The sequence below is a fragment of the Schwartzia sp. (in: firmicutes) genome (assembly GCF_978017985.1).
Window position 1 is genome coordinate 1 of record NZ_CDXDFU010000162.1, and the last position, 5,881, is coordinate 5,881.

Consider the following 5,881-nt stretch of genomic DNA (forward strand, 5'->3'; position numbering starts at 1 on the left):
CCTCTACGAAGGCGGTGCTGTCGCTATCTTCGCACCGGGCACGAACATCCCTGAAGCAGGCATTAAGCTTCTGAATCTGCTCATCGAAAGAGCAAAGGCAGAAGCAGCAGACAACGGCTGAGAGGCACATTATGGCAGAGTACACGACTTCTAAACCGGAATGGGCACCGGACAAAGACGATGAAAACAAATTCGCCTGCGGTGTGATGAGCGGAATCGACGGCATCACCGACACAACTGTCGGCAACCTGAATCCGGCACTGAAAAACGGAACAATGAAGCCGAAACGCAAGATGGTCCTGAGCGTAGACGACTATGTCAAGGGCGTCAGCGCAGGCGACCGCGTCACTCTCGCCCGGGCCATCACGTTGATTGAAAGCAATAACCCAAAGCATTTCAGAAAAGCACAGGAGGTTCTTCAGGGCCTTTTGCCAAGGACAGGAAAAGCTCTGCGCATCGGTATCACCGGTGTTCCCGGAGCCGGAAAAAGTACGACCATCGAGGCCTTCGGCAATATGCTCTGTGATATGGGACATCGTGTAGCGGTTCTCGCGGTAGACCCGACAAGCTCGGTAACCCGCGGCTCCATTCTCGGTGATAAAACCCGTATGGGAACTCTTTCACGGCGTGAGGAGGCATTCATCCGTCCTTCACCGGCAGGTGGAACTCTCGGAGGTGTCGCACGCAAAAGCCGCGAAACAATGCTTCTCTGCGAGGCTGCAGGTTATGATATCATCCTTGTGGAAACAGTCGGCGTCGGCCAGTCTGAAACGACCGTCCGCTCCATGGTAGACTTCTTTATGCTCATTGTTCTGACAGGTGCAGGTGACGAATTGCAGGGCATCAAAAAAGGAATCATGGAACTTGCGGATGCAATCGTTGTCAACAAAGCAGACGGCGACAATCTCCTCAAGGCAAAGGTTGCGCGCGCCGAATACGAGCGCATGATAGAATTCATAAGACCCGCTACAGAAGGCTGGAGAACCCACGCCTATCTGGCGTCCGCCTACAAGAAAACAGGACTGAAGGAATTATGGGACGTCATACGTGCCTTTGACAAGGTCACGCACGATTCCGGAGTGTTCAAACGCAGACGCGACAGCCAGCTTTTGGACTGGGTACACAGCATGATTGACGAGCATTTGCACAACCTCTTCTTCGACGATCCGGTGGTGCTTGGACGAATGCCCGAAATCAAAGACGCGGTTCTCAGAGGAATTATATCACCGACACAGGCAGTGGCAGAGCTCATTCACATCTTTGATGTGCAGAGAGCCACCCAGCGCCATGTCGACCTTTTCCACCCGGATAATCAGAAATAAAGGAGGAAGCCACCTTTGTACACGAAGAAAATATACTTCGCCGGAGGCAGCTTTCACGAGCTTCAGGAAGTGTTTTCAAGAATTGAGGGTGTCAGCGGGGTAACCGCGGGCTACATCAACTCCGACATACAAGCTCCTACATACGATGAAGTGATGACAGGCAGCTCAGGAGCTGCCATGGGAGTAGAGGTTCTGTTCGACCCCAAACGTATAGACCTCTCATCTCTGATGGATATCCTGTTTGCCGTAATCAATCCGTATGTAAAGGATAAGCAGGGAGACTGCGAAGGGCCTATGTACCGAAGCGGCGTTTACTACACATCGGCAGAGGATGAACCTATGGTGGAGTATCACATGAACTTCATCAGGAATCGGAAAAAAATCCCGGCCGTGACAGGTTCGCAGCTCACACTGAATGACCCCAACAGCGACCCTGAGGGGATACGCCAATGCTACGCAGAGGCTATGAGGCTTCAAAACTTCACCCCCGCGGAGGATGAGCATCAGCATTATCTCAAAAACCATCCCGAAACAAATACAAATATCGATTTCGCGTTACTGAAGAAACTGAATATAATTCGGTGAAAGATGCCCCACGACTTCTATAAGCGTGGGTCCGGACAAATAACAGGCGGCATGTACATATCCTCGCCTCATTGAAACGCTGACAGAAGATGTTTTTCCTGCGGAAAAACTTGAACGAAGGCGTTATAATCCGGTAAAACAGCACGGAGCCCCGCCGAAAGGCAGGTGCTCCGTGTTTTTTATTCCTTCCTTCACACGATAGATGTATAACTAGGCAAAACTGTATCAACTGCGTTATAATCAATATAACGACGAATATATCGAACGGAGGGATTAACATGAAATGCGACTGCGCGAACTGTCCCACACACGCCTGCTACACCAAGGGTGTAAACTGTACCGGAGCCGATATCGAAGAGGTTAAGGCTCTATACACTGAAGAAGAACGGAAAATAATGGAAGCTGCAGCATACGTGGAAGGTACCTTCTACAGCAACATCACACGCCTTGAGGAAACAGCAGAATTTGCAAAGGCGATGGGGTACAAGACCCTCGGCATGGCATTCTGTATCGGACTTAACTCCGAAGCAAAGACCATTGCGCGCTATTATACGAAGCAGGGCTTCAACTTTTACAGCGTATGCTGTAAGAACTGCAGCGTACCAAAAAAAGACCTTGGCTTAAAGCAGGTCAAACCTGAGCTTGACCACGAAGCCATGTGCAATCCCAAAATGCAGGCAAAATTCCTTGAGGAAAACGGGGTAGAGCTTTATATATCCTGCGGACTTTGCGTGGGGCACGACACGATTTTCAACATGAACTGCCCGGGTCCTGTCACAACACTCGTTGCAAAGGACAGAGTCCTTGCCCATAATCCTCTTGGAGCAGTCTATTCTCGCTATTGGAAACGCAAGCTGGGCATCCTCGGTGACGGCGAGGTCTAAAGAATACATAACAATTTTAATCAAAAAGCCACTTCCCCGTGATATACTGGGAAGTGGCTTTTATTTACATCGGAGAGGAAGTCCTTAATGGCCCGCAATTTTACTACAGGCAGCATCAGCAGAGCTGTTCTCGTCTTTTCCATACCATATCTGCTCACATATTTCCTGCAGATGTTCTACGGCATGGCAGACCTTTTCATCGTAGGTCAGTACAACGGCGTTGATGAGATTACCGCCGTAGCCGTTGGCAGTCAGATAATGCACATGGTCACAGTCATGCTTGTAGGCCTCGCCATGGGTACAACAGTCTGTATAGCCCGTGCAGTCGGCGCAGCAGATAAAAAACGCATAGCAAAGGCAGTAGGGGGCACGGCAGCACTTTTTTTCGCTGTGTCTATTCTGGCTACCGTCCTCACTCTGATTTTCCTGGACTCCATAGTGTCTGTAATGGCAACCCCTGCGGACGCGGTTCCCGGTACAACGTCATATCTTCGCATATGCTTCCTTGGAATTCCTTTTATAACAGCTTATAACGTCATCAGCGCCATGTTTCGCGGCCTTGGAGATACCAAAAGCCCTCTTTTGTTTGTTGCGGCTGCCTGCGTTCTGAATATATCTCTTGATTATGCCTTTATCGGAGGCATGGGCCTGGGCGCTGAAGGCGCAGCATATGCTACCATTCTCGCACAGGCGGCAAGTGTCCTGATATCTATCGTTTATATCCGTCTCAGAGACACAGGAATATCACTTAATACAGCATACCTGCGGCCTGATGTTTCCGTTCTTCGTGAGCTTCTGCGCGTAGGAGCCCCCATTTGCGTACAGGATGCCTTTATTCAGATTACGTTCCTTATTCTCACGATTATAGCAAACAGCAGGGGCCTTGAGCAGGCAGCGGCCGTTGGAATCGTCGAAAAGCTTCTTGGCTTTTTCTTCCTTGTTCCTTCCTCAATGCTCTCCGCAGTTTCCGCTCTTGCCGCTCAGAATCTCGGAGCAGGAAAACCGGAAAGAGCTCTCGGCACTCTCCGCTATGCCCTGAGTATCACAGTCATCTATGGTCTCGCCCTCGGTATACTGATGCAGTTCTTTGATGCTGCGGTGCTGGCACAGTTCACCACAGATGCTGCGGTCATAGCCATGGGCTGCCAGTACATGGGCGCGTACATTTGGGATGTGGCGATCGCCGGGGTGCATTTCTGCTACAGCGGTTATTTCTGCGCCTACGGCATCTCCATTGCAGCATTCATACATAACGCCGTTTCAAGCGTCGCAATACGCGTACCGGGAGCTTATCTTGCTGCCATTATGTGGCCGGATACACTTATGCCGATGGGTGCCGCAGCGCCGCTGGGTTCGATTCTTTCAATCATCATATGCCTTCTTATAGCCAACTGGATGAAAAAACATCCCGAAAAGCTGACCGGCATTGTCAAAGTAAAGGAGAATTAACATTGGTAAAAGATATCATACACGAAGAAGCCTTCCTAAAACAGCCATCCATCGCTGCAGAAAAAGCTGATATCCCCATTGCTCAGGATTTATTGGATACTCTTGCGGCGCATAAAGAAAAATGCGTTGGAATGGCAGCCAATATGATCGGTGTACTCAAAAATATTATTGTTATCAATACAGGTACAGAGGCAATAGCAATGCTCAATCCTGAGATCACAAAGACCTCCGCAAAACGCTACAAGACTGAAGAAGGCTGCCTTTCTCTCACAGGAGAGCGCGAAACAGAGCGTTTTGAAAGCATTGAAGTAAAATACCGTGATATGAATTGGAACAAGCAGAAGCAAAAATTCTCGGGCTTCACTGCTCAGATTATCCAGCATGAAATAGACCACTGCAGGGGAATTCTGATTTGATAAATACAGCAAAAAAGACGGAAGCGCATTCACATGCATTTCCGTCTTTTTCAGTCTGCTCATCCGAACAAATCATCGAGCAGAGCTCTCTTGGGGATGAACTTCATTTTCTGCTGTCCTGTCAAACGAGTTCCGTCATTCGCGCGCGGAACAGGAGCGGATTCATCAGGGACCTCCTTATAATGAGGCCGTTTGAAAAATCGATTGACGACTTTTCCTTTTTCATAATGAGTCACCATGATCGTCCCATCAGGGAGTACACGGCGGATAATCTCCGTAACCTGCCGCTGTGCCTGCAGTTCTTCAAGTTCTTTTCTAGTTTCATCATTCTGTTCGAGCGTTTCTTCCAGTGTCTCTCCACGCTCCTCCACGAGACGTTGGAACAAAGACTTAAAATCCTGCTGCTGCGCTTTATTTCGTTGTTTCTTATCGGTCGATGAAGACGTTGCCGATACCGGCTGCATCCAGAACCCCGGGTGCTCTGTTGAAAAATAGAACTCTGCCATGTTTTTCACCTCCTTATACCCATATATCGTAGTAAGGAGATGACTTCTTAACAATAAATTGAATAATATTAGGACTTTAAGGGAAGAATTTTTGGACTAAAAGCATATAGACAACTGTTCCAACCAATGTAGAAATCAGCATCTGCCTCAACCATAAATGAGTGATTACAGTACAGATAATTCCTACCAGCTCAGGAATCCCGTGCGAGCCTGTAATAAAAGAAGTATTTTTCAGGCAGTAAACAACAAGCATCGCAAAAATTGCAGACGGAAGGGCATTACCCAGATACCTGACAAGAGCAGGCGTAGGTTTTGACGGAGAAAATACAAGAAAGGGGACTGCTCTGGTGAGAACGCTAGCCAAAGCGCATAACGTTATCGTAACAACCTGTTCAAAGAATGTCATGTGCCCTGTACCTTCTTTTCAAGGAATCCCCGTCCCAAAACAAGACTCCCCAGAATCAGAATCATCGTAGGCAGCATAAAAGAATCCGGGCCAAATACGCGAAGGCATATTATCGCAGACAGTATCCCGATTCCGGCCGTATAATGCTGTTTTTCGTGCATCCACTGCTCAAGAAAAATAACAACAAACATAGCGGTCATGACAAAATCAAGACCCTTTGTATCGAATGGCAGGAACCCACCGAAAAGCCCGCCCAAGGTCGCCCCCGCAACCCAATAGCACTGGTTCAAAAACGTCACCCATAACATAAACC

At 48.6% G+C, this 5,881-nt stretch carries 8 protein-coding genes; 5 read left to right on the plus strand and 3 right to left on the minus strand.

From position 1 onward, the window contains the following. Positions 1 to 131: 131 nt before the first annotated feature. From meaB to ACY69O_RS07280, 5 genes are all read left to right on the plus strand, one after another. On the plus strand, positions 132 to 1,322 hold the full coding sequence (gene meaB, locus ACY69O_RS07260; protein WP_462332803.1) for a methylmalonyl Co-A mutase-associated GTPase MeaB: 1,191 nt from the start codon (positions 132 to 134) through the stop codon (positions 1,320 to 1,322). 15 nt (positions 1,323 to 1,337) lie between these two features. Next, on the plus strand, positions 1,338 to 1,907 hold the full coding sequence (locus ACY69O_RS07265) for a peptide-methionine (S)-S-oxide reductase (RefSeq protein ID WP_462332804.1): 570 nt from the start codon (positions 1,338 to 1,340) through the stop codon (positions 1,905 to 1,907). Between the two features lie 278 nt (positions 1,908 to 2,185). Continuing rightward, positions 2,186 to 2,791 carry a DUF1847 domain-containing protein gene (locus tag ACY69O_RS07270; RefSeq protein ID WP_462332805.1) on the plus strand — a complete coding sequence of 202 codons (606 nt, stop codon included), beginning with the start codon at positions 2,186 to 2,188 and terminating at the stop codon, positions 2,789 to 2,791. 87 nt (positions 2,792 to 2,878) lie between these two features. After that, entirely contained in the window at positions 2,879 to 4,240 is a 1,362-nt protein-coding gene (locus tag ACY69O_RS07275) for an MATE family efflux transporter (protein ID WP_462332806.1), read from the plus strand. 2 nt (positions 4,241 to 4,242) lie between these two features. Beyond that, the gene (locus tag ACY69O_RS07280; protein ID WP_462332807.1) at positions 4,243 to 4,656 is read left to right on the plus strand and encodes a peptide deformylase; all 414 of its coding nucleotides are present in this window, start codon (positions 4,243 to 4,245) and stop codon (positions 4,654 to 4,656) included. Positions 4,657 to 4,715: 59 nt separating this feature from the next. Here the strand turns inward: ACY69O_RS07280 and ACY69O_RS07285 are convergent, their stop codons facing one another. The 3 genes from ACY69O_RS07285 to ACY69O_RS07295 form a co-directional block, all read right to left on the minus strand. Next, entirely contained in the window at positions 4,716 to 5,162 is a 447-nt protein-coding gene (locus ACY69O_RS07285; protein WP_462332808.1) for a hypothetical protein, read from the minus strand. A gap of 76 nt (positions 5,163 to 5,238) precedes the next feature. Further along, positions 5,239 to 5,568, minus strand: a complete 330-nt coding sequence (locus ACY69O_RS07290) for a branched-chain amino acid transporter permease (RefSeq protein ID WP_462332809.1) — start codon at positions 5,566 to 5,568, stop codon at positions 5,239 to 5,241. Beyond that, on the minus strand, positions 5,565 to 5,881 hold a 317-nt coding region (locus tag ACY69O_RS07295; protein WP_462332810.1), incomplete at its 5' end, for an ABC transporter permease family protein. The genes ACY69O_RS07295 and ACY69O_RS07290, both read right to left, overlap by 4 nt.

What these genes read in the sequence shown, in the direction of transcription:
- meaB (WP_462332803.1), top strand. Translation starts at nt 132, where the DNA reads ATGGCAGAGTACACGACTTCTAAACCGGAATGGGCACCGGACAAAGAC.
- ACY69O_RS07270 (WP_462332805.1), top strand. Translation starts at nt 2,186, where the DNA reads ATGAAATGCGACTGCGCGAACTGTCCCACACACGCCTGCTACACCAAG.
- ACY69O_RS07275 (WP_462332806.1), top strand. Translation starts at nt 2,879, where the DNA reads ATGGCCCGCAATTTTACTACAGGCAGCATCAGCAGAGCTGTTCTCGTC.
- ACY69O_RS07285 (WP_462332808.1), bottom strand. Translation starts at nt 5,162, where the DNA reads ATGGCAGAGTTCTATTTTTCAACAGAGCACCCGGGGTTCTGGATGCAG.
- ACY69O_RS07290 (WP_462332809.1), bottom strand. Translation starts at nt 5,568, where the DNA reads ATGACATTCTTTGAACAGGTTGTTACGATAACGTTATGCGCTTTGGCT.